We start from the raw sequence: 1,826 nt of genomic DNA, 5'->3' as shown, positions 1-1,826 counted from the left end.
CTGGGACAAGTCGTTCTGCTGGAGGCTGAGGATCACCTCGCCTATCACACGTCGGGCCGGTCCGCCGCGCTTTATGAGCCGAATTACGGTCTTGCGCCGGTGGTGGCGCTTGCACGGGCAAGCGGCGATCACCTGCGCGGGACGGGCGTCCTCAGCCCGCGTGGCATGCTTCTGGTGGCGTCACCGGAGGAGCACGCGGCGTTCGATGCCGACCGCCTGGCGCTCGGGCTGGATGAGATCGCCGCCGATGAGGCGCGGGGCATGGTGCCGATCCTCGACCCGGCGCGGCTGTCCCGGGCCGCTTACGGCGATCATGCCGAGGATATCGACACTGATCTTCTGATCCAGAACTTTGCCCGTGAGGCGAAAGGACAGGGCGCGCAGATCGTCACCGGGGCGCGGGTTAACGCCATCGACCAGTCGGGCGGCCTCTGGCGGGCAGAAACGCAGAAGGGAAGCTTCGAGGGCCGCATTCTGGTCAATGCCAGCGGTGCATGGGCCGATGAGGTGGCGGGGATGGCGGGTATCCGCCCCCTCGGCTTCACGCCCCTGCGCCGGTCAATGGCCCGCATCCCCGCCCCTGCCGGGCACGATCCCGCGCGCTGGCCCCTGATCTTCGGGGCGGGCGAAAGCTGGTATGCGAAACCCGATGCCGGGGCGCTGATCGTTTCCCCGGCCGAGGAGGACCCGACCCACCCGCATGACGCCTGGGCCAAGGATTTGGTACTGGCCGAAGGGATCGCGCGGTATGAGGCGATGGTCACAGAACCAGTGACGCGGCTTCTCGCCTCCTGGGCCGGTCTTCGCACCTTCGCCCCCGACCGGGTGCTGGTCATCGGCCCCGACCCGGTCGAACCCTCTTTCTTCTGGCTCGCCGGGCAGGGTGGTTACGGCTTTCAGACCGCCCCTGCGGCCAGCCAGCTTGCCGCCGATCTGATCGCCGGACATGCCACGGAAATTGATCGCGCTACGGTAGAAGCCCTTTCGCCAAACCGCTTTTCGTGACATTCTGTGCGAAACAGGCAAGACCCCGGGCAGGAGGGCGGAATGGGACGGTTCAGGCAGTTTCTGGCATTGGCACTGGTATGCGGACTTGCAGCCTGCGGTGGTGGGCGCGTCGATGGCATCCCACACCGGTTCAGCGATATCGACCCCTATGACTGGCGCGGCATCACGCCTGCGCATCACCCGGTCCATGGCATTGACGTGTCGCGCTATCAGGGCGACATCAACTGGCACAAGGTGGCCGGGGCGGATGTGGCCTTTGCCTTCATCAAGGCGACCGAGGGTGGCGATCACGCCGATCCGTCCTTTGCGCAGAACTGGCAGGGTGCGGCCCGCGCAGGCATTCCGCGCGGCGCCTATCACTTCTACTATCTCTGCCGACCGGCGGTCGAGCAGGCCGCCTGGTTCATCGCCAATGTGCCCTATACGCCCGGCGCCCTGCCGCCAGTCCTGGATGTCGAATGGAACCACCAGTCCCGCACTTGCCGCACCCGCCCCGATCCGGCGGTGCTGCGGGCCGAGATCCTGACCTTCCAGCGCATCGTCGGAGCCCACTATGGCCAGCGCCCGGTGATCTACACGGCGGTGGATTTCTGGCAGGACAATCAGTTGTGGAAGCTGCGCGGCGAAGAATTCTGGCTGCGCTCGGTCGCCGGCCATCCGCGCGAAAAGTTCCCGGGGCAGGGTTGGGCCTTCTGGCAATATACCGGTACCGGCGTGGTGCCGGGGATTTCGGGTGATGCCGACCTCAACGCCTTTGCCGGGACCGAAGCCGACTGGGCCGCCTGGCTGATGCGGCGCAGACGCTGACAGTGCGGCAT

Annotated in this window: 2 protein-coding genes; both read left to right on the top strand. The window is 66.6% G+C overall.

Translation table 11 applies throughout. The features are described 5' to 3' along the window. On the top strand, positions 1-1,005 hold a 1,005-nt coding region (locus WBB85_RS15045; RefSeq protein WP_432639415.1), incomplete at its 5' end, for an NAD(P)/FAD-dependent oxidoreductase. A 42-nt stretch (positions 1,006-1,047) separates the two neighbouring features. Continuing rightward, positions 1,048-1,815 (top strand): glycoside hydrolase family 25 protein, encoded by a 768-nt coding sequence (locus tag WBB85_RS15040; protein WP_432639414.1) that lies wholly within the window; start codon positions 1,048-1,050, stop codon positions 1,813-1,815. Positions 1,816-1,826: the final 11 nt, after the last annotated feature.

The sequence above is a fragment of the Albidovulum sp. genome (assembly GCF_049646345.1).
GTDB lineage: Bacteria > Pseudomonadota > Alphaproteobacteria > Rhodobacterales > Rhodobacteraceae > Albidovulum.
The sequence above is the reverse complement of the archived record's forward strand: the minus strand, read 5'-3'. Positions and strand labels throughout refer to the sequence as shown.

Excerpts from the sequence above, each read along its gene's own strand:
- WBB85_RS15040 (WP_432639414.1), top strand. The coding sequence starts at position 1,048 with ATGGGACGGTTCAGGCAGTTTCTGGCATTGGCACTGGTATGCGGACTT.